This is a genomic window from Novosphingobium sp. SG707 (assembly GCF_012275515.1).
Lineage (GTDB): Bacteria > Pseudomonadota > Alphaproteobacteria > Sphingomonadales > Sphingomonadaceae > Novosphingobium.
This window is the reverse complement of sequence record NZ_JAAZQL010000002.1, coordinates 742489-762676: the sequence shown is the minus strand read 5'-3', so window position 1 is coordinate 762676 and position 20188 is coordinate 742489. Positions and strand designations below refer to the sequence as shown.

Sequence of the window (20188 nt, the reverse complement as noted above, 5' to 3'; positions counted from 1 at the left end):
CTTATGTTGCGCCCCTTTCCATGCGGAGTTCCTGCAACTTTCGATAATCGGAAAATAGCGGCCTATTTCTCGACGTCAGGCGGTGTTAGAACATAGCAATCGGCGGCGCAGCGATCGGCGTGCCGAAAGAACAAAACAAGCCATGAACGAGGATGCCGGATATGAGCAGGCCCGCCAGCGCCTTGAGCGCAGATGATACGCCGGAGAGCCTGCGCGCGCGGCAGTTGTTCGGTTGTGTGGTCACTGGAGGCAGACTGGCCGCTACCGGGCCTTCGGTGGTGGCTGACAAGGTCGAGCAATGGCTTTGGTCGAGCGGCGCCCCGAACAAGGCGCTGACAGAGGCGGACCTGTGCGAAACCTTTGCCATTGGCCGCCGCATGGCGCGGCAAACGGCGCGGGTACTGCAACAGCGCGGGGTGATGGCGCCCCATCGCGGCGGCAAGGGCGCCGGCGGGCTGCGACCGACCGCGCCCACTGCCGAAGAGGCCGCGCGGTCGCTTGTGCTTGCGGCGCATGGCGCCGTCACACCCCGCGCGATCCATGAAGCACGCGATCTGCTGCGGCCTCTTCTGAGCGACAGGCAGGGTGCCCTGTCTGGATGGCTGAACAGCACGATGGCCCAGATCGACAGAGCGCAATCGGCCGGACCCGCGGCGGATGTTTTTACGCCAATCTTTGGCTGCGGTCGGAAATCCCAGGTGATCGCAGACCGCTTGCTGGGTGAACTGGCCGCTGCGCCTGATCGCGGCAAGGCGACGCATCTGGGGTCGCTGGACGCCATCGCGGAACGCTATGACACTCGGCTCGAGATCGTGATCGAGGCCGTGCGAATGCTCGAAGACCACCAGAAGGTCGTGCTGCAGCGCGGTCGGGGCGGTGGAGTTGTCGGCAGCGATGGCTCCGTCTCGCAAGCGGCGCGGATGACCAATGCCTTCCTTTCCGCCCATGGTGTGTCATTTGATGCATGCCGCGAAATGCTTGAACAGATCAATATCGGGATGATTGATCTGGCCTGCCAACGGATTGGCGAACGCGGCGGTGAACGCGTGGAGCGCGCCCTCGGCGCGATGGCGCAGGCGCGCGATGCCACAGAGGTTGGGTTGGCATGGTATCCTTTCCAGCGCGAAATCGCCCTGATGGCTGACAGTCCTGTGCTGCACCTTTTGGCCCAATGCCTTGCCGGAACACTGCTGCTGCGCCGCCTTTCCAGCGCCGATCTGCCGGATCCTCAAGCGCGCGAACTGTTCGATGCGAGCCGCTCCATCTCTCTCAATCTTAAGCAGGGCAGAACCGGCCAAAGCGCGCGGGAACACCGCCGGTGCCAGACCGCATTGGGGGTTTGCTGGTAGCGCAGTCTGTTTGACGCACGACGCCCCGCCAATGCCCAAGTCGGGCAAGCGTTTTTGGCGCGGCATCAGGCCGGTTGAAAAAGAACAGGGGTTATTCCGCCGTCAGCAGACCTTGATGACCGAGGCAACTTCGATCCGTTCATGAATTATAGATGGCCTGACGCGCCATCGGAATCTGCGCCTTCAAATGGTCCATGAAGATACGGACCCGATAGGGGAGATCCTGACCACTGTGCAGCACCCAGATGCTGGATTTGTCGCCCGATGGTTCGACGCATTGATAATCGTCCAGCAACCGGACAAGGCGCCCGCAGGCAAGATTGCGCCGCACGGTGATCGTGGGCAAACGCGCGATGCCCGCCCCTTCGACGGCGAACATTTCGATCGAAAAGGCATTGTCGGTGCGTATCCGCGCCAGAATGGGCTGGTGGAGCAACTGCCCTTCGCGCTCAAAGGACCAGCGCGTTTCATCATGCCCCTGATGGACGATGCATTGATGGACAGCCAGGTCCTCCAGTTTTTTGGGCGTGCCATATTCGGCAAGATATTCCGGTGATGCGCAAACGATACGGTCAAATTCGGTCAGGCGCACGGCCACATTGCGGCTGTCAGGCAAGGTGCCGTAGCGGATGACGATGTCGAACCCGTCGGTGGCCGGATTGACCAGATCGTCGGTGGTCACGATTTCCAGATTGATGCGCGGATAGGCGCGCGAAAAGCTGGAAAACACCGGCGGCAAATAGGTGTTCATGCCGAAATGGGGCGCGGCAAGGCGTATCCGCCCCGAAGGCGCACCCGTGATCGCGGCCAGATCGTCGGCCGTTTCCTCCAGCGCAATCAAAGACGTCTGCGCCCAGTCCAGCGCCAGCGCCCCCGCCTCGGTCAGGCTCAGGCTGCGCGTGGTGCGCTTGAACAGGCGCGCATTGAGCGCCTTTTCAAGCGTCAGCAATTTGCGCGTGGCGGTGGAGGCCGAAATGCCCAATCCGCGCGCGGCGGCCGCGATACTGCCCGAACGGGCCACCCGTTCGAACAGTTCAAGCGCGTCATACTGAATATCGGACAACTGGCCTGGGCGCATCGGGCATCGCTCCTATTATTGCAGAACGTGCAATACAGCCAAGCGCAGCGCCCCGATAGTCGCAAAGTGATTCCGCCGCTAGGAACCGGATGAGCGCAATGCATAAAATCACGCAGGCGCATCGAAAACGCGCATCTTGGGAGAGACGCATGAGGCATTCCGGCGAAACCAGCCTTTCCGTGCTGGCGATTACTCTTACACTTTCAGCACTAATGCCATCGGCCGCCCAGGCTCAGGACAGCGCCGTTCCTCCCGGCGAGATCATCGTTACCGCCCAAAAACGGTCGGAAAGCGTGCAGCGCACCCCGGTGGCCATCGATGTGGTCTCCACCGCCACGGTCCAGAACGCCAATATCACCACGATGACCGGCCTGTCGCGCATCGTGCCTGCTGTCCAGATCGTGCAGGCAGCGGGCGCCACGCCGCTTTATTTCATGCGCGGCGTCGGCTCGCTCAGCGGCACCTCGCTCAACGATCCGGCGGTCTCGCTGTCCTATGACGGTGTGCCCCTGTTCCGCCAGTATCAGGGCAATGGCCAGTTCTATGACCTCGCTCGCGTCGAGGTGCTGCGCGGCCCGCAAGGCACGCTGTATGGCCGCAACGCCACAGGCGGCGTCATCAGCTTTGTCCCCACCGCGCCCAAACTGGGCGATACATCGGGCAGCCTTGGCGTGACAGTGGGCAATTACAACGAGATCGACACGCGCGGCACGCTCAATGTTGCATTGGGCGACAAGGCGGCCCTGCGCGCCTCATTCCAGACGGCCCAGCATGACGGCTATCTCAACGATGGCGAACAGGACGACAAGGCGCGCTCGGCCCGCCTTCAGTTCTATGCCGAACCTCATGCCGGACTGCGCATCAAGGTGGCGGCCGATTACAGCTATCAGGGGCAATTGGGCGGCGGCTATGCGCTGGTCGATCAGTCCTTCTTCAACGGCTATGCAGCGGGCACCCAGAAGATCACCGCCGAGGACCGCGTCGGCTATCTTTCGCCACGCGGGCAGCTCTATTTCGCCGCGCGCAATCGCGGGCGGCCTTATCAGACGCCAAATCTGCATTTTAACAACAACTTCTATGGCCTGCACGCGGTGGTCGATGTGGATACGCCGATCGGCACGCTGACTGTGCAACCGGCATGGCGCCATGCTGATCTGGACTATTATGCCGTCAACGCCTTTGCTCTCAACATTGCCGAACATGACGACCAATATTCGCTCGAAACCCGCCTCACCTCAAAGGCTGGCGGGCGGCTGACCTGGATTCTTGGCGCATTTTTGGCCAAAGATGATGTGGACGCGGGCTATATTTACGACAATTTCAACCAGACCGGCTCGATTGCCCATTACCGCCAGATTTCCAAAAGCGCAGCGGTCTTTGCCGATGCCACGCTGCGCCTGACCGACCGCCTGCGCCTGCTGGGCGGCATCCGATATACCCATGACACCAAGGAGGCCAATGGCGGCCAGACCGATCTGGTGGGCGGGTCGCAAATCCCGCTGGCGGGCAACCGTTCATGGGATGCAACGAACTGGCGCGCGGGTTTTCAATTCGATGTCGCGCCGCGCATCATGGTCTATGGCACCGCGGCCACGGGTTTCCACGCGGGCGGCTTCTATTTCAGCCATGTCGTGCTGCCCACCGACAGCAACTCGGTTGAGCCGGAACGGATCACCGCCTTCACCCTTGGCGCCAAAACCCGCCTGCTCGACAACAAGCTGACGCTCAACCTCGAGGCATTCCACTGGGGCCTGACCGGCCAGCAGGTCAGCCTGTTCACCCTCGACAGTCAGGGCGCGACGATCTTTCCCACCTATAATGCGGGCAAATCCACCAGCAAAGGCGTTCAGGTCGATCTGCAGTATCAGCCGACCCGCCTGACCAGTCTGGGCGCGCAGGTGGAATATCTCGACGCGGTGTTCAACAGCCTGACCTATGTGCAATCGCTGCCGGTCCAGCCCGGATTCCTGTGCCAGACCAGCGGTGCGGCGCCCCAGTTGCGCGTGGATTGCAGCGGCCAGCGCCCGCCGCAGGCCCCGCAATGGTCGCTCAACCTGACCGCCGATCAGACGGTGGAATTGCCGTCGGGCGCGGCCATCACCTTTGGCTGGCGTGCCCATTTCCAAAGCTCCACCATCACCGGTTTCAACTATCTGCCCGACGACATCCAAAAGGCCGTCTGGCAGCACGATCTGACCGCCACCTACAAGCCCGAAGGCGGGGCGTGGGATCTGGGCGTCTATGTCAACAATCTGACCGATGCGGTGATCAAGAGCAACGCCACCCATGCCGCCAATGTGCAGGCCTATCAATTGCGTCCGCCCCGCACCTTCGGCGCGCGTTTCAACCTGCATTTCTGAGGATAGACCCCATGAACGACAAGACGGAACTCGACGCGCGGATTGATGCGCTGCTGGTGGGCGCGATCGACCTGCATTGCCACAGCGGCCCCTCGGTCATGCCGCGTGAGATCGACCATATCGAGGCGCTGCGCGAGGCATCGCAGGCCCAATTGCGCGCGGTGCTGTTCAAGGACCACTATTATTCGGTCACCCCGGTCGTGCGGCTGCTGGAAAAGCATTACGCTGATCTTGGCATCACCATGCTGTCGGGCGTCCCGCTGAACAACACGACGGGCGGGCTCAACCGTTATGCGGTCGAACACGGGCTGCAACTGGGGGCCAATATCGTGTGGATGCCGACCTTTTCGGCGGGCAATCACATCCGCCACGACCATCGCCACCGCTCGCTGCCCACCACGCAGGAGATGCTGCAACCGCAAATGCTGACCGTGGTCGACGATATGGGGCGGATCAAGGATGAGATAAAATTCATCCTCGACCAGATTGCAGCGGCCGATGCGGTCTTGTCGGCGGGCCATCTTCACATCAGCGAAATCTGGCCGCTGTTCGAGGAAGCCAAGGCGCGAGGGGTCAACCGACGGCTGGTGCAGCATCCCACTTTCGTGATCGACGCCAATCTGCGCGATATCGGCGAGTTGGTGGCCGACGGGGCCTTTATCGAACACAGCATCTGCATGTTCGTCGAGGATTCCCGCTTCCGCTTCTTCGATCCCGAAACGCTGGACGGGCTGATCAAGGCGGGCACGGTGGAACAGACCATCCTTGGCTCGGATCTGGGCCAGATCAACAACCCCTCGCCCGTCGAAGGCTTCCGCTCGGTCATCCGCATCTGCATCGATCTGGGCTATGACGACAGCCAGATCCGCGCGATGATCAGCGGCAATGCGGCAAGATTGATGGGTCTGGACAAGGCGGCGACCGCCTGATGCTGGTGGGAACTTTCATCAAGACGCCGGCGGTGCAGGTGGTCGAACTGCTGGGGCTGGCGGGGCTGGACTTTGGCGTGGTCGATGCCGAGCATGGGCCATTTGACCGGAGCGCCGCCGATCTGATGATGGTGGCCGGGCGTGCGGCGGGGCTGGACTTGTTCGTGCGCACCACCGACCGATCGGCCACCAGCGTGCTGTGGGCGCTCGACATTGGCGCGGCCGGGCTGGTGGTGCCGCATGTGGACAGCGCACAACATGCCGCCGAACTGGTGCAGGCGGCGCGTTTTGCCGGAGGCGCACGCGGATTTTCCAATTCGCCGCGCTTTGGCCGCTATGGCGCCTCCACTATCGAGGAAGCCTTGGCGCTGGGCGACCGCGCCCGCATCTATGCCCAGATCGAAAGCGCGCAGGCCGTGGCCGAGGCAGAAGCGATCATCGCCACGCCGGGGCTGGACGGGGTGGTGGTGGGCCGGGCCGATCTGGCGCTGTCCATGGGCCTGACCCGGCCCGATGCCCCGGAGGTTATGGAGGCCACACGTGATGTGCTGGCCATCGCACGCGCCCATGGCAAGGCCGCCATCGTCGTGGTGGGGGGCGCCGCAGAGGCAACCACCTTCCTCGCCATGGGCGCCAGCCACATCATTGTGGGTTCCGACCAATCCTTCCTGCGCGCCTCGGCATTGGCCGCCGCCTCGGACATCCGCGCCCTTTGCCCCCACCATCAGGAGCAGCAAGCATGAGCTTTGCCCAAACCCGCCCGGCAAGCCGGTTCGACCTGTCCCACACCGCCCCGCAAGCACCCGGCGAATGGATCATGCGTGGCGCCAATTTCGTGGTGGCCTATGCCAACCTGCCCGCCGGAGCCATGCTCGAACGTGACAATCCCGATGAGAGCATCGTCTATTTCCCCGATGGCATGGCGCGCATTACAGCAGGCGACGATGTGGTGGAATGCGGCGCGGCGGCCACTGTGGTTATCCTGCCCCCCGGCCCCGGCCTGATCGAGATGACCGGCGCAGGCCGCGTGCTGCGCCTCTTTTCCAGCGCGGCGCAGGATCTGGCCGCGATGGCCGCCAACGCCGTCTTCTATGCCGATGGCGCGCCCGAAGTTGCCCCCATGCGGCCATGGCCCGCGCCCTACGACGGTTACAGATTGCGCCATTACCGCGTCGAGGATTACCGTGACCGACCGATGCGCATGTTTCGCAGCGCCACTCTGATGATCAATATTTTCGATTTCGACGGCCCGCGCGACATCATGGCGCTCAGCCCGCATTCCCATGTCGATTTCGAACAAGGCTCGTTTGCGATGAGCGGGGAATGGGTACATTCCTTGCGCTATCCATGGTCCAAGCAACTGCCCGACTGGCGCGAGGACGAACATCTCGCCATCGGCAGCCCATCGCTGCTGGTCATTCCCGCCACAGTCATCCACACCAGCCGCTCGACGGCGCAGGGGGGCAATCAACTGGTCGATATATTCTCGCCCCCCCGGCGCGATTTCTGCGATCTGGGCTATGTCTGCAACGGGGCGGAATATCCCGTTGCCGAAACGGAGGGGGACAAGGAATGAAGCATCAGCCCGAAGAGGCAGTCGATACATCGCGCGCCTATCGACGCTCGGCGCTGCTGCTGCTCACGCTGGTCTATATTTTCAATTTCGTGGACCGACAGGTTCTCAACATTCTGGCCGAGGCGATCAAGCATGATCTGGCGCTCAGCGATACACAGCTTGGCATTGTCACCGGCCTTGCCTTTGCGCTGTTCTATTCGCTGCTGGGCATCCCCATCGCCCGCTTTGCCGAGCGCGCCGACCGGCCTCGCCTGATCGCCATCGCGCTTTCGGTGTGGAGCCTCTTCACGCTGTTGTGCGGGGCGGCGGGGTCATTTGCGCAAATGCTGATATGCCGCCTTGGCGTAGGCATTGGCGAAGCGGGCGGGGTTCCCCCTTCGCATTCGCTAATCGCCGAATTTTCGCCCAAGACGCGGCGGGCGGTGGCGCTGGCGATCTTCTCGACCGGGCTGCCGCTGGGCTCATTCATCGGGCTTGGATTTGGCGGGATTCTGGGGGATACGCTGGGCTGGCGCTGGACCTTTGTGGTGGCAGGGGCGCCGGGCCTGCTGATCGCGTTGGTGGTCATGCTGGTGCTGAAAGAGCCGCGCCGGACCTTTCCCCTGCTGACCAGCGCCGCCCCGACGGAACCGTTGCGCGCTTCGCTGGCCTCCTTTCTCTCGACATCCACCTATCGCTGGACCGTGGCCGGCGGCGCATTACAGGCCGTCGTGCTCTATGGCACGGGCGCCTTTCTCGCGCCGTTCTTCCTGCGTGCGCATGGTCCTGAACTGGCCGCTCTGGCCGCTGGGCTGGGGTTAAAGGCGAACGGCTTTCTGGGCCTTGCCTTTGGCGTCACGGTCGGGCTGGCTGGCGCGGTAGGCACATTTTTGGGCGGGTGGCTGGGCGACCGTTTTCATGGCGCCTCGCTCAAAAGCTATGTCACGGTGCCCGCTCTGGCCGGGTGGCTTTCGATCCCGGCCTTTCTGGTGGTGTTTTGCGCGCATGATCTTGCCACCGCCTTTCTGGCGCTCGGTTTCGCCAATGCGATGATCAACGCCTATTTCGGCCCGATGCACGCCACCTGTCAGGGCGTGGCGGGGGCCAGTCGGCGCGCCACTGTGTCCGCTGTCACTCTGGTGATCGTCAATCTGGTGGGTCTTGGGCTTGGCCCGCCGCTGGTGGGCATGATCAGCGACCATGCCCGTAACGCGATGGCGATGGAGAGCAAGGATGCGCTCCGACTGGCGCTGGTGGCGATCAGCGCGGTGTCGCTGCCGGCCGGTCTGGCCTTCTGGAGGGCGCGGGCCTCGATAGACGCCGACACAGTCAGTTAAGGAAAATAATCATGAACATTCTGGCGGTCTATTGCCACCCAGAGCCGCAATCCTTCACCCATGCCATGCTGGATGTGGCGCAAAGGACCGCGGCGCAAAGCGGCCACACGATGGACGTGATCGACCTCTATGCCCGCCCCCCGGCCCCGCCCGCCGGACGCGGGGATTTTTCCGCCCTCTCCGATCCGGCTCTTTTCCACTATCAGACCGAGCAGCGCATCGCCTGCGAACAGGGCACGTTCAGCGCCGACATCGCGCAGGATCAGGCGCTGGTGGCAAAGGCAGACCTGCTGCTGCTGCTGTTTCCCCTGTGGTGGGGCGGCCCGCCCGCCCTGCTCAAAAGCTGGTTTGAAAAGGTGATGGCCTATGGCTTTGCCTATGTTGACGGCGCGCGGTTTGAGACGGCGCTGTTCGCGGGCAAACTTGCGCTCTGTGCGATAACCACCGGCGGGACGGCGGCGCGCTTTTCCGAGGATGGCACCTATGGCTCCATCGAAAAGGTGCTGTGGCCGCTGCACCATTGTCAGTTGCGCTATCTGGGCTACGCCGTCGAGGCGCCCTTTGTGGCCTATGCCGCGCCCCGCGTCACACCCGAAGACCGCGCAGCAATGTTGCGCGAACTGGAAAGCCGCCTGAACGAGGTTTGCGGCAGCGACGCTGTAAAGGGCTTGCAGGGTTGACCCGAAGGCGGGGCTACATCGTCATCCCTGCATGGCGGCCCGCGCTATGGCTTCGACGTGAATCAATGCGCTATCGAGCACCGGAAAGGAGAGGTCGGCGTTGCTGAAGGCGATAGACAGATCAGTGCCGCCCAGCACCACCGCATCGGCATTCTGCTCCTCGTGAAGCTTTCTGGCAGCCTCGTGGAAATAGGCACATTGCTCAGGGGTGGCATGGCCGGATGCGGCAAGTGTGACATAGGCTGTATGGACCGTATCAAGGTCATCGCCCGTTGGAACAACAACCTCCACCGAGTTCACCCCATAAAGCTTTGACTGCATCACGGCGCGGGTTCCCAATACACCGACCCGGCGGACACCATAGCTGGCCAAATAGCTGTTCAGGGCAGGAACGGCGCTCAACAAAGGAAGGGATGATACTTTTTCGAGTTCGGCCATACAGAAATGGCCGCCCATGGATGTCACGGCCGCCACATCGCAGCCACCGGCCCGCAGTTGATCGACATAGCCCGCAAAAATGGCGGCCTGTTCGACAGCACGGTCGGCTTCGAGATTGGAGATCATCTCGCGCGCATCGGCATGGACAATGGTAAGCGCAAGCCTGCGATTGGCCGCAGCATAGGCGCGCACAAGCGCCCGATAATAGACCTCTGTGGCGGCAGGCCCAACGCCGCCGATCAAACCAATATGCATGTCGCCTCCAGATTGTGCCTGTCCATAGCGGATCCGCCGAAAATCAGAGATCGAGCGACCAGATCTGGCCGACCAGATCATGGCCAAAGGAATGGTGCTGCTCTTCATTGATCAGCACAAATCCGGCCCGCTCATAAATGCTGCGCGCCGCGGCGAGCACGCTGTTGGTCCATAATGTAAGCCGCGTGTAGCCAAGTTGCCGCGCACGTTCGATGCAGGTCGAAACAAGCAGCTTTCCCGTGCCTGTGCCGCGCGCGGCGGGTTCCACATAGAGCAGGCGAAGCCTGGCCACGCCCGGTTCGTCGGTATGAACCAGGAAAATCGACCCCACCATTTCGCCTCCTGTCTCGGCAATCCAGGCGGCATCCTGGGCCGGATCGAAATGATCGTGAAAATCGGCAAGGATGCGCGCGACAAGAGCCTCGTACCCCCGATCCCAGCCATATTCGTCGGCATAGAGAATGGCCTGCCGGGCCGTGACCATGCCCAGATCGCCCGGCTCAAGGCCCCGCAACCTCAGGGCTGGAGCCTCGACCTTTGCCTCCAGAGCCTGAGCCATGGTGGTGGTGGCCGCGATCAGGCGCCGGCGTTGTGTTTCGGGCAACTGGTGAAGCAATGCGCCAACCGCCGCCTGCGTGCTGCCATTCAAATCCGCCGCCGCCCTCCGGCCTTCCGGCGTCAGGATCAGCAACTGCTGGCGGCCATGGGCCGGATTGCTGCGCGTTTCCAGCAAATCGCGGTGTGCAAACCGCTTGAGCGTGCGGCTGATCTGGGCGCGATCCATATTCAGGGTGCGCGCAATTTCGGCCGCGGTCGGCTCATGACGATGGGCCAGTTCATAGAGCACGCGCGCTTCGCTCAGCGTAAAGGGACTGCCGTCCAGATGGACGTCAAGCAACCCAAGCCAGTTGGTATAAAGCCTGTTGAAGTGGCGCAGGGCGGCGACATCGCCTGTCAATTGGTCCAGCATGGGCTTTACCATAGAAGGAATGTTGCCTGAGTCAACAATGTGAGAGTTGGCGCATGGATAGCAACGATATATCCGCCCAATTTCGGACTGCGCGCGCATGCAGGGGCCGGCCGTCCGCCCCCCAATGGCCTGCCCTCCCTCCCGACGGGCGTGAATTACGCAGCGACCCGCAAGATTTTCGGCCTTAATATGCCCCAAGGACAAGGGAATGGTCGGCCAACGCGCCGTACCCCCGGCCATCGGTCCGAGACATGCAGCAGGAGGGCGATACAGATTGCGGTATCGGGGCGACTTCAGGGGCGGACGCTATATATTCAGCGATCTGAAAGAGGTGCTGGCCAAGGCCTCTCCCGCGCGCTCGGGCGATGATCTTGCCGGTCTTTCGGCCGACAGCGAGGCGCAGCGCGTTGTTGCCCGGGCGGTGCTGGCCGATGTTCCGCTCACCCGCTTTCTGGAAGAACCACTGATCCCCTATGAGGTTGACGAGGTCACCCGCCTAATCTGCGACAGCCATGATGGCGCGGCCTTCGCCCCGCTCGCCCATCTGACGGTGGGGGGCCTGCGCGACTGGTTGCTCGACGGCGCCACCGATGAGGCCATGCTGAGCGCAGCCGCCCCCGGATTGACGCCCGAAATGGTGGCCGCCGTCTCCAAGCTGATGCGCAATCAGGATCTGATCGCCGTGGCGCGCAAGACAAGAGTGGTAACCTCCTTTCGCAACACGATCGGCCTTGCCGGGCGGCTTTCCACCCGTCTGCAGCCCAACCATCCCAGCGATGATCCGCAAGGCATCGCCGCCGCGATCTTTGATGGGCTGCTTTATGGTGTGGGGGATGCGGTGATCGGCATCAATCCGGCAACGGACAATGTACCCGGCGCGCTGGCTCTGCTTCACATGCTCGACGAATTGCGCGAGCTTTACGCTATTCCAACCCAGAGCTGCGTGCTCACCCATGTCACCAATTCGCTCGAACTGATGCGGCGGGGTGCGCCGGTTGATCTGGTGTTTCAATCGATCGCGGGAAGCGAGGCGGCAAACCGGGGGTTTGGCGTCGATCTTTCCTTGCTGGCGGAGGCGCGTGATGCGGCGCTGGCGCAAGAGCGCGGAACGGTCGGGCAGAACGTCATGTATTTCGAAACCGGCCAGGGCGCCGCGCTTTCGGCCGACGCACATCACGGCCTTGACCAGCAGACGATGGAGGCGCGCGCCTATGGCGTCGCTCGGGCTTTCTCGCCCCTGCTGGTGAACACCGTGGTGGGCTTTATCGGCCCGGAATATCTCTATGACGGCAAGCAGATCATACGCGCCGGGCTGGAAGACCATTTCTGCGGCAAGCTGCTTGGCGTGCCGATGGGCTGCGACATCTGCTATACCAACCATGCCGAGGCCGATCAGGACGACATGGACAATCTGATGGTGCTGCTGGGCGTGGCGGGCTGCAACTTCCTGATCTGCGTTCCGGGCAGCGATGATGTCATGCTCTCCTACCAAAGCCTCTCCTATCACGACGCGCTCTATCTGCGCGGCACACTCGGCCTGCGCGCCGCCCCCGAATTCGAGGTCTGGCTGGAGAAGATGGGGGTGCTGGATGGTGACGGCTCGATCCGCGCGCTGGCCGATCCGGCGCGGCTGACGCGGCTGATTGAGCATCGAGGGCCGTTGGCATGAAGCGGACGCCGGATGACCCTTCGGGGCCGACAACCGCCGATCTTTGGGACCGGCTGCGCTGCACCACGCCTGCGCGCATCGGCCTTGGGCGGGTCGGCCATGCTCTGCCCCTTGGCGAAGTTCTCGATTTCCAGCTTGCCCATGCGCGCGCGCGCGATGCCGTTCATGGCGTGCTTGATCGCGATGCCTTGGGCCAGGCGCTGGCACCTCTGCCGATTGTCATGGTCGAGAGCGCGGCGGCGGACCGCGCCATATATCTGCGGCGCCCCGATCTTGGGCGGCAATTGTCGCCCGCCTCGGCCCGGATGTTGGCCGAACTGGCGCCGCAGGATGACCCCTGGGATGTGCTTTTCGTGCTCGGCGATGGCCTGTCACCCGGCGCGGTTGAGACACGCGGCCCCGCTCTGGTCAAGGCAGCAATAGGCGAACTGGCGGGTCTTTCCATCGGCCCGGTGATCCTTGCCCATCAGGCCCGCGTCGCGCTGGGCGATCCGGTGGGCGAGGCCTTGCGCGCGCGGATCTGCGTGATGATCGTGGGCGAGCGTCCCGGCCTGAGCGTGGCCGACAGTCTGGGCATCTATCTTACCCTTGCTCCGCGCAGCGGGCGGCGCGACAGCGAGCGCAACTGCATCTCGAACATCCACGATGCGGGCGGGCTGTCTTGCGAGGAGGCTGCCCGCAAGCTGGGCTGGCTGGTGCGCGAGGCGCTGCGGCGCGGCCTCAGCGGGGTTGGCCTCAAGGAAGAAGCATCCCTTGCCTCCCCAACCGTTGCAGACCTTCCGCCATCATCAAGGCCAACTCCATGACCGCAAAGCCCATCATCCATCTTGAACAACGTCTGGGCACGTTCCGGCTTTGGGGCATTGCGGTCGGACTGGTGATCTCCGGCGAATATTTCGGCTGGAGCTATGGCTGGGCCAGCGCGGGAACGCTGGGTTTTCTCATCGCCACGCTCGCCGTCGCGGCCATGTATGTCGCGTTCATCTTTTCCTTCACGGAACTGACGACGGCCATTCCCCATGCGGGCGGTCCCTTTGCCTATGCCCTGCGCGCCTTCGGGCCGACAGGCGGCGCCGTCGCGGGCTTTGCCACGCTGATCGAATTCCTTTTCGCGCCCCCGGCGATCGCGCTGGCCATCGGCGCCTATCTCAATGTCCAGTTCCCCGAACTGTCGCCGCGCACCACGGCGTTGGGGGCCTATCTGCTGTTCATGGCGCTCAACATCATCGGGGTTCATGTCGCGGCCAGTTTCGAACTGGTGATGACCCTGCTGGCGGTGGGTGAGCTATTGGTGTTCATGGCGGTCGTGTGGCCCGCCTTCAGCCTGTCGCATTTTCTGGCCCATGGCTGGGCGGGGCGCGACCATTTCTCGCTGGCGGCTCTCGGGGGCATTTTTGCCGCGCTGCCCTTCGCGATCTGGTTCTTTCTGGCGATAGAAGGCGTGGCCATGGCGGCCGAAGAGGCGAAAGATCCGCGCCGCACCATCCCGCGCGCCTATATCGCGGGCATTCTGACGCTGGTGGCGCTGGCCTTCGGTGTCATGCTGCTGGCGGGCGGGTCGGGCGATTGGGACGGCCTTGCCAATCTGAATGATCCGTTGCCGCGGGCGATGAAGCGCGCGGTGGGGGGATCGAGCGGATGGCTGCATATGCTGGTCTGGCTGGGGCTGTTCGGTCTGATCGCTTCGTTCCATGGGATCATCATGGGCTATGCCCGCCAGATTTTCGCGCTGGGCCGCGCGGGCTTCCTGCCGCATGTTTTCGCCCGGCTCCATCCGCGCTTCAAAACGCCCCATATCGCGACATTGGCAGGCGGCGCGGTGGGCATTGCCACAATCTACAGCGACAATCTCATTTCCATCGCCGGGCAACCCCTCACCGCCAGTATCGTCACCCTGTCAGCCTTTGGCGCGTTGCTGATGTATATGGTCTCGATGGCGGCACTGTTTCGCCTGCGCCGCAGCGATCCTGCCCTGCCGCGCCCATACCGTGCTCCGGCCTATCCCTTCGCGCCCGCCTTTGCGCTGGGCATGGCCGGGCTGGCTCTGCTGACGATGGTTTACAACAACAGGGAGCTTGCCGGGATCTTCGCCGCGCTGATGGCTGTCATGGTGGGCGGCTCCGCGATATTCCGGCGCCGGTCCCTGCCCCGAACCGAGGATGCGGCTTGATGGCTCACTTTGGCAGGACCCGCGCCTGCCCCTCGCCCGATGCCGTCAGAATCGGCACCGGATGGCCAGGCCCCAGCGACGTGCGCGCTTCGATCATCTGACCCAAAGCCTCCGCGCTGACCGGGCGCGAGAAGAGGAAGCCCTGGAAATGGTCGCAGCCGCATTCCAGCAGCCTAGCGCGCTGGCCTTCGGTTTCCACGCCCTCGGCAATGACGTCCAGATCGAGCGCCTGCGCCAGTTGGATGATCGCCTGAATCAGGCGGATGGCATCCTCATCCTCGTCGTCCAGATTGCGGACAAAGGCGCGGTCGATCTTGATCCGGTCCACCGCAAAGCGTTGCAGCGAGGACAGGCTGGAATAGCCCGTACCGAAATCGTCGAGCGCGATGGCAAAGCCTTCCTGTTTGAGCGTCGCGATATTGTCGCGCGTGGCCGCGTCATCGCCCAGCAGCACCGTCTCGGTGATCTCGAATTCATACTGGCGCGGGTCGATCGCATGTTGGGCCACAAGGCGGCTGATCATCGCCATGAAATTGGGCGAGCGCAATTGCAGCGCGGAAACATTGATCGCCACCGGTACGCCATGCCAATTGCGCGTTTCGGCAAAGACGCGCCCCACCGTAAAGGCCCCCAATTGCGCGATCAGCCCGCTTTCCTCGGCCAGCACCACAAAGGCGTTGGGCGGGATCAGGCCCTTTTCCGGGTGGTTCCAGCGCACCAGCGCCTCGACCCCGCGCATGCGGCCCTGAGCATCCACCTGCGGCTGATAGACCATATGCAGCATCTCTTCGTTCAGAGCCTCGCGCAGGTCCATTTCCAATTGGCGCCGGATACGCAGCGCCGCATCCATTTCCGGCTCGAAGAAAGTGGCCCGATTGCGACCCTTTTCCTTGGAACAATAGAGCGCCAGATCGGCCTGACGCAGCACCTCGCTGGCCGAAATATCGGGGTCATTGATGATGGTGATGCCGATGGAGCAGCCGATTTCCACCACCTGACCATCAATATCAAACGGCCGGTCAAAGGCATTGATGATCCGTTCGGCCAGGTGCGCCGCGCCCGGCGCGCCCGAATGCGGTTGCAGGATCACGAATTCATCGCCGCCCAGCCGCGCCACCGTATCGGTATCGCGCAGGAGATTGACCAGCCTGCGCCCCGCCGCGCGGATCAGCGTATCGCCCGCCGGATGGCCCAGCGTGTCGTTAACCTCCTTGAACCGGTCAAGATCGAGGCACAGCACCGCCACATCCATCCCCGAGCGCCGCGCCAGCGAACGCAACTGATTGAGCCGCTCGAACATCAGCGCGCGATTGGGCAATTGGGTCAGCGTATCGTGAAAGGCCAGATGGCGCGCTCGCGCCTCGGACAGGATCAGGCCGCGCGCATAGCGGTGCGTCTGGCGCGCAAGGCTGATACCCAGCAGCAGCAGCAGCAGCAGCATCGCTGCCATCGGCCACATCAGCCGGACCAGAAGGTCGCTGCCCGGATTGCGGCGATCCCAAGCCAGACCGGCAACCACCTTGCCGCTCAGGTCCTGAAGCGGGAGGACAGCGGTATTGTCATCCGCGCGCAGATCAGTGGTCACGCGGAAATTGTTGACCAGCTTGCCCACGCCAAAGATCGAGAGGACCGAGCGATCCACCGGCGCCATCGTGATCACCACCGCCCCGCCCAGAGCGCCGGCATGGGAACGCACCAGCGTCGAGGTCATGATATAGAGCTGGTTTTCCGCAAACAGGATATTGGTGAACTGGATCGGCTGGGGCAAGGCATCGACCTTGCTTGGCGGGATCGAGGCCTCGGCGGCCCGCGTCCGGCCCAGAAGGCCCGCCATCGCGCTGGCATAGGCCCCGCTGATCATGCCCGGATCGACCCGGCGCCCATCCACGGCAAAAAACAGCGGCCGGTCGCGCCCGTCCACCACGATCAGCCGGGTGATATTGTTGCGATCAAGAAAATAGCGCGCCAGATTGCTTTCCGCCCATGCCGGATCAAACGCTCCGGTCAGATGGCGCAGCGCATCTTCTGTTTCCAGCCGCGGCTGGACCATGGCGGCAAAGCTGGTCAGGCGATTGCGGTAACCACGTTCGGCGGTCTGCATCTGCATCGATAGCGCGACATCGTCGAATTGGTTGACCATGACAGTCACGACAAGTGTCAAAACCGCCAGAACCCCGACGGCAAGCGCAATGACAGGGCCATAGACACCGGCGCCGGCCCTCTCGGCGCGAGGGGTCTTGGGGTTCATCATGTTCAGCGTCAGCCTTCCGTTGCTGTTGATTTACAAAAACATGCTGGCATTCGGTTGTGCTGATTGCGAATAAATAAATGTACTTGAGAATTTAACTCAGGACCTCCTCCGCAATTGCGCCTAGGTGCTGTTATGGGCTGTTTTAGAGCTGATGCGGCGCCCGATCATGGGCGCCGCGTTTCATGCCACGCAGATCTGGTTCCTCCCCGCCCGTTTGGCGCGATAAAGCGCCGCATCGGCGGCCTCCAGCGCGGCGCGGGCATTGGGAAAGGCAAACACATTGGCCACCCCGCCCGAGATGGTGATCTGCCCGATGGGCTGGTCGCTCTTGCGGTTGACGAAATTGCGCCGGGCCAGTTTCTCGCGCGCCTCGTCCAGCAATTGATAGACCTGTGCGGGGGTCTTGTCGCGAAACAGCATGACGAATTCCTCACCGCCATGGCGCGCCACATGGCATTTGTCGTCCGACAGGCGCTGGAGCGTCTGGGCGATGGCCTGAATCACGCGGTCGCCCGCCTCGTGGCCATGGGTGTCGTTGATGCGCTTGAAATGGTCGATGTCGCAAAAGGCCAGACAGAGCGGCTCGATCCGTACCTGCGCCTCGCGATACTCGTTCTCCAGCACCGCTTCAAAGGCGCGTCGGTTGGGCAGGCCCGTCAGGTGATCGACATGGGCGTCGCGCTGGGCGCGGTCCAGGCTTTTGCGCAGGGCGGTTGCTTCCTGCTCGCTGCGCCGCATGCTTTCTTCCAACAGTTGCGTGCGCTCGATCATCGCGCGGGTCAATTCAGCCAGGCTGGAGACGAATTCGCCGCTATCGGCGCCGGGCAAGACGCTGGCCACCTGTTCAAGGGCGGCGTTATAGGACCCTGAGTCGCTGCGCGCGCGGGCAGCGGTGCTGGTGAACACCTCCAGCCGGGTGCTTAATCGGTGAAGCATCTGCTGCGCATTCTCGCGCAGCGCGCCGTCCTCATCCTTCTCAGTGACCTGATCCAGCCAGGCCTGAGTGATGATCCGGTTTTCCTCGCGCATGACGCTGAATTTTCGCGCAAGGCGCGGCGATGACCCCGAATAGGCGGCATGAACCGCCAACAGGTTCTCCGGCGTTACTTCCAATTTATTATCAACGAAGAATTCTTTAATACGATCAATCAATTGTTCCCTGCGCACGTCGTTCAAGGGCGTAGCGTCAGGGTTTTGCGACATATTATCAAATTCAGCGGAGGAGGCCAAAGCCAACTTGAACAAGCGCAAGGCTGAATCCTTTATGAGTAACGTTTGCACTGATGCCGGATTAGAATCAAGCTTCCTTCAAATGCGCCCTGTTACCCGCTACAAGATTCCCGTAATTGCCAGAAGGCTTCCTTAACTATACGCCCTCCCCCTAGGGGTTTACCGCTTGTACCAAGGACCCAAGACATTGGTCGTATTGGCTCCCGACTCGCTTGCAAAGAGCCGGATCGGGGCGCATGCGCGGGACCGCCCCGACAATCCCCGGCCCATAGGCCCCGGAACCTATCCCATTGTCAGGCCAACACAAACGCAGGAGAAGCCCTCGCCATGTCTGCGCGCATTGCCCATCAGACGCTCAAATCCCGCATCACCAGCGCCGAACAGGCCGCCGCCCTTATTAACCCGGGCGATACGGTAGGCATGAGCGGATTTACCGGTTCCGGTTATCCCAAGGCGGTGCCTCTGGCGCTGGCCTCGCGGATCGAGGATGCCCATCGCGCGGGCGATCCGTTTCAGGTGCGCGTGTGGACCGGCGCCTCGACCGGGCCGGAACTGGATGCGGCGCTGGCCAAGGCCAATGGCATCGAATTCCGCCTGCCCTATAATTCCGACCCCATCGCCCGCGAAAAGATCAACAGCGGCCAGATGGACTATTTCGACATGCACCTCAGCCAAGTGGCGCCGATGGCGTGGCAGGGCTTCCTTGGCCCGCTCGATGTCGCGCTGGTCGAGGTGACGGCCATCAACGCCGACGGCAGTCTCGTGCCTTCCTCCTCGGTGGGCAACAACAAGACCTGGCTCGACCGCGCAGACCGCATCATCCTTGAGGTGAACCGCTGGCAGGCCGAAGAACTGGAGGGGATGCACGACATCTATTACGGCACCCGCCTGCCCCCGCATCGCGTGCCGATCCCTCTGACGCGCCCGGATGACCGCATCGGCCAGCCCACGCTGCAATGCGACCCCGACAAGATCGTGGCCATTGTCGAAACCGACGCGCCCGACCGCAACCTGCCCTTTGACGCGCCGGGCGAAACGGCGCTGCGCATCGCGGGCCATCTGCTTGATTTTCTTGCCAATGAAGTCAAGCAAGGGCGGATGCCGGAAAACCTGCTGCCGCTGCAATCGGGCGTGGGCAATATCGCCAATGCGGTGCTCTCGGGTCTGGTCAACAGCCCGTTTGAAAACCTCACCTCCTATACCGAGGTGATTCAGGACGGCATGATCGACCTGCTCGACGCGGGCAAGCTGCGCATGGCCTCGGCCACATCCTTCTCGCTCAGCCCCGAGGCGGCGCAGCGGATGAACAGCAACATGGCGGCCTATCGGGAAAAGATGATCCTGCGCCCGCAGGAAATCAGCAACCACCCTGAGCTGATCCGCCGCCTTGGCTGTATCGCCATGAACGGCCTGATCGAGGCCGACATCTATGGCAACGTGAACTCCACCCACGTGATGGGCAGCCGCATCCAGAACGGCATCGGCGGCAGCGGCGATTTTGCCCGCAACGCCTATGTCTCGATCTTCATGACGCCCAGCACCGCCAAGGGCGGCAAGATCAGCGCCATCGTGCCGCAGGTCGCCCATGTGGACCATATCGCGCAGGACGTGCAGGTGGTCGTGACCGAACAGGGTCTTGCGGACCTGCGCGGCCTTTCGCCCAAGCAGCGCGCGCTGGCCATCATCCAGGACTGCGCCCACCCCGATTTCCGCCCGATGCTGGCCGATTATTATGATCGCGCGCTCAAGGGGTCTTATGGGCTGCATGCGCCCTCGCTGCCCGGCGAAGCGTTGAGCTGGCATCAGCGGTTTATTGAGACGGGGACGATGAAGGTTTAAGGGAGCGTTTAAGATGCCTCCGGCGGGCAAAGGGTCGAGACCCTTTGCAATCCCCATAATGTCTTTGTCGCGTTACGG

16 protein-coding genes are annotated in these 20188 nt (G+C 62.7%); 11 read left to right on the top strand and 5 right to left on the bottom strand.

What is annotated here, in order from left to right:
* Positions 1–161 precede the first annotated feature (161 nt).
* Entirely contained in the window at positions 162–1349 is a 1188-nt protein-coding gene (locus tag FHW92_RS08455; protein WP_168602794.1) for a hypothetical protein, read from the top strand.
* A gap of 139 nt (positions 1350–1488) precedes the next feature.
* On the opposite strand, the gene FHW92_RS08450 is transcribed toward FHW92_RS08455, so the two are convergent.
* Positions 1489–2427: a LysR family transcriptional regulator gene (locus tag FHW92_RS08450; RefSeq protein ID WP_168602793.1), complete on the bottom strand. Its 939-nt coding sequence runs from the start codon at positions 2425–2427 to the stop codon at positions 1489–1491.
* 149 nt (positions 2428–2576) lie between these two features.
* On the opposite strand from FHW92_RS08450, the gene FHW92_RS08445 reads away from it, so the two are divergent.
* Genes FHW92_RS08445 through FHW92_RS08420 form a run of 6 tightly spaced genes read left to right on the top strand, consistent with a single transcriptional unit; the run spans position 2577 to position 9288 of the window.
* Positions 2577–4787 (top strand): TonB-dependent receptor, encoded by a 2211-nt coding sequence (locus tag FHW92_RS08445; RefSeq protein ID WP_168602792.1) that lies wholly within the window; start codon positions 2577–2579, stop codon positions 4785–4787.
* An 11-nt stretch (positions 4788–4798) separates the two neighbouring features.
* Positions 4799–5716, top strand: a complete 918-nt coding sequence (locus FHW92_RS08440; RefSeq protein ID WP_168602791.1) for a DUF6282 family protein — start codon at positions 4799–4801, stop codon at positions 5714–5716.
* Positions 5716–6459 (top strand): aldolase/citrate lyase family protein, encoded by a 744-nt coding sequence (locus FHW92_RS08435; protein ID WP_168602790.1) that lies wholly within the window; start codon positions 5716–5718, stop codon positions 6457–6459. The genes FHW92_RS08440 and FHW92_RS08435 overlap by 1 nt, the downstream gene beginning before the upstream one ends.
* Entirely contained in the window at positions 6456–7292 is an 837-nt protein-coding gene (locus tag FHW92_RS08430; protein ID WP_168602789.1) for a hypothetical protein, read from the top strand. Before FHW92_RS08435 ends, FHW92_RS08430 begins: the two co-directional genes overlap by 4 nt.
* On the top strand, positions 7289–8608 hold the full coding sequence (locus FHW92_RS08425; RefSeq protein WP_168602788.1) for an MFS transporter: 1320 nt from the start codon (positions 7289–7291) through the stop codon (positions 8606–8608). Before FHW92_RS08430 ends, FHW92_RS08425 begins: the two co-directional genes overlap by 4 nt.
* An 11-nt stretch (positions 8609–8619) precedes the next feature.
* Positions 8620–9288, top strand: a complete 669-nt coding sequence (locus tag FHW92_RS08420; protein ID WP_168602787.1) for an NAD(P)H-dependent oxidoreductase — start codon at positions 8620–8622, stop codon at positions 9286–9288.
* A 21-nt stretch (positions 9289–9309) separates the two neighbouring features.
* Here FHW92_RS08420 and FHW92_RS08415 read toward each other — a convergent pair whose 3' ends face one another.
* A complete protein-coding gene (locus tag FHW92_RS08415; RefSeq protein ID WP_168602786.1) occupies positions 9310–10062 on the bottom strand; it encodes an aspartate/glutamate racemase family protein in 753 nt (250 codons plus the stop codon).
* Entirely contained in the window at positions 10025–10951 is a 927-nt protein-coding gene (locus tag FHW92_RS08410) for a helix-turn-helix domain-containing GNAT family N-acetyltransferase (protein WP_168602785.1), read from the bottom strand. The genes FHW92_RS08415 and FHW92_RS08410 overlap by 38 nt, the downstream gene beginning before the upstream one ends.
* A gap of 274 nt (positions 10952–11225) precedes the next feature.
* Here FHW92_RS08410 and FHW92_RS08405 point away from each other — a divergent pair, with 274 nt between their 5' ends.
* From FHW92_RS08405 to eat, 3 genes are read left to right on the top strand one after another with little or no spacing between them, the layout of a single operon-like run.
* Positions 11226–12620, top strand: coding sequence for an ethanolamine ammonia-lyase subunit EutB (locus tag FHW92_RS08405; RefSeq protein WP_168602784.1), 1395 nt, complete (start codon positions 11226–11228; stop codon positions 12618–12620).
* On the top strand, positions 12617–13426 hold the full coding sequence (eutC, locus tag FHW92_RS08400) for an ethanolamine ammonia-lyase subunit EutC (RefSeq protein WP_168602783.1): 810 nt from the start codon (positions 12617–12619) through the stop codon (positions 13424–13426). The genes FHW92_RS08405 and eutC overlap by 4 nt, the downstream gene beginning before the upstream one ends.
* A complete protein-coding gene (gene eat, locus FHW92_RS08395; protein WP_168602782.1) occupies positions 13423–14790 on the top strand; it encodes an ethanolamine permease in 1368 nt (455 codons plus the stop codon). Before eutC ends, eat begins: the two co-directional genes overlap by 4 nt.
* Before the next feature lie 4 nt (positions 14791–14794).
* On the opposite strand, the gene FHW92_RS08390 is transcribed toward eat, so the two are convergent.
* Together FHW92_RS08390 and FHW92_RS08385 are read right to left on the bottom strand one after the other, a co-directional pair.
* Complete coding sequence (locus FHW92_RS08390; RefSeq protein WP_168602781.1) at positions 14795–17041, bottom strand: EAL domain-containing protein; 2247 nt, start codon at positions 17039–17041, stop codon at positions 14795–14797.
* Positions 17042–17221: 180 nt separating this feature from the next.
* The gene (locus tag FHW92_RS08385; protein ID WP_246870003.1) at positions 17222–18130 is read right to left on the bottom strand and encodes a GGDEF domain-containing protein; all 909 of its coding nucleotides are present in this window, start codon (positions 18128–18130) and stop codon (positions 17222–17224) included.
* A 468-nt stretch (positions 18131–18598) separates the two neighbouring features.
* On the opposite strand from FHW92_RS08385, the gene FHW92_RS08380 reads away from it, so the two are divergent.
* Positions 18599–20110 (top strand): acetyl-CoA hydrolase/transferase family protein, encoded by a 1512-nt coding sequence (locus tag FHW92_RS08380; RefSeq protein ID WP_168602779.1) that lies wholly within the window; start codon positions 18599–18601, stop codon positions 20108–20110.
* The last annotated feature ends 78 nt before the right edge of the window (positions 20111–20188 follow it).

Coding starts and splice junctions, on each gene's coding strand:
- FHW92_RS08380 (WP_168602779.1), top strand. CDS start 18,599: ATGTCTGCGCGCATTGCCCATCAGACGCTCAAATCCCGCATCACCAGC.
- FHW92_RS08455 (WP_168602794.1), top strand. CDS start 162: ATGAGCAGGCCCGCCAGCGCCTTGAGCGCAGATGATACGCCGGAGAGC.
- FHW92_RS08430 (WP_168602789.1), top strand. CDS start 6,456: ATGAGCTTTGCCCAAACCCGCCCGGCAAGCCGGTTCGACCTGTCCCAC.
- FHW92_RS08445 (WP_168602792.1), top strand. CDS start 2,577: ATGAGGCATTCCGGCGAAACCAGCCTTTCCGTGCTGGCGATTACTCTT.
- eutC (WP_168602783.1), top strand. CDS start 12,617: ATGAAGCGGACGCCGGATGACCCTTCGGGGCCGACAACCGCCGATCTT.
- FHW92_RS08420 (WP_168602787.1), top strand. CDS start 8,620: ATGAACATTCTGGCGGTCTATTGCCACCCAGAGCCGCAATCCTTCACC.
- FHW92_RS08440 (WP_168602791.1), top strand. CDS start 4,799: ATGAACGACAAGACGGAACTCGACGCGCGGATTGATGCGCTGCTGGTG.
- FHW92_RS08415 (WP_168602786.1), bottom strand. CDS start 10,062: ATGATCTGGTCGGCCAGATCTGGTCGCTCGATCTCTGATTTTCGGCGG.
- FHW92_RS08410 (WP_168602785.1), bottom strand. CDS start 10,951: ATGCTGGACCAATTGACAGGCGATGTCGCCGCCCTGCGCCACTTCAAC.
- FHW92_RS08425 (WP_168602788.1), top strand. CDS start 7,289: ATGAAGCATCAGCCCGAAGAGGCAGTCGATACATCGCGCGCCTATCGA.
- FHW92_RS08450 (WP_168602793.1), bottom strand. CDS start 2,427: ATGCGCCCAGGCCAGTTGTCCGATATTCAGTATGACGCGCTTGAACTG.
- FHW92_RS08435 (WP_168602790.1), top strand. CDS start 5,716: ATGCTGGTGGGAACTTTCATCAAGACGCCGGCGGTGCAGGTGGTCGAA.
- eat (WP_168602782.1), top strand. CDS start 13,423: ATGACCGCAAAGCCCATCATCCATCTTGAACAACGTCTGGGCACGTTC.
- FHW92_RS08390 (WP_168602781.1), bottom strand. CDS start 17,041: ATGATGAACCCCAAGACCCCTCGCGCCGAGAGGGCCGGCGCCGGTGTC.